Consider the following 278-nt stretch of genomic DNA (forward strand, 5'->3'; position numbering starts at 1 on the left):
CTGCCCGCCGTCCCCGAGGGGGCCGGAACGTTCGAAGGTCCAGGCGATGATGTCCAGGCCTGCTTCCCTTGCACGGCGGGCATAGCGCGATGCCTGTAGGCGTCTTGCCTGCGCGTCGTTGCCAAACGCGGGGTTCGGTTCGACCAGCATCCAGGTAGGCGGAGCAATGATGCGCACGCCGTGCTCCACCAGGGAGGCCATGCTTGGCTGCCATGTCTCGGGCCGAGTGTGGTCGAAGCCTTCATCGCCGTAGCGACCCTCCAGATAGACCGCTTGAC

General features: G+C 65.8%; 1 protein-coding gene. It reads right to left on the reverse strand.

Going from position 1 to position 278, the window contains the following annotated elements; all coding sequences use genetic code 11:
* A partial coding sequence (locus tag Q5762_RS38065) for a hypothetical protein (protein ID WP_315896887.1) occupies positions 1-278 on the reverse strand: 278 nt, incomplete at both ends.

It is taken from the genome of Streptomyces sp. P9(2023) (assembly GCF_032436795.1).
Classification (GTDB): domain Bacteria; phylum Actinomycetota; class Actinomycetes; order Streptomycetales; family Streptomycetaceae; genus Streptomyces.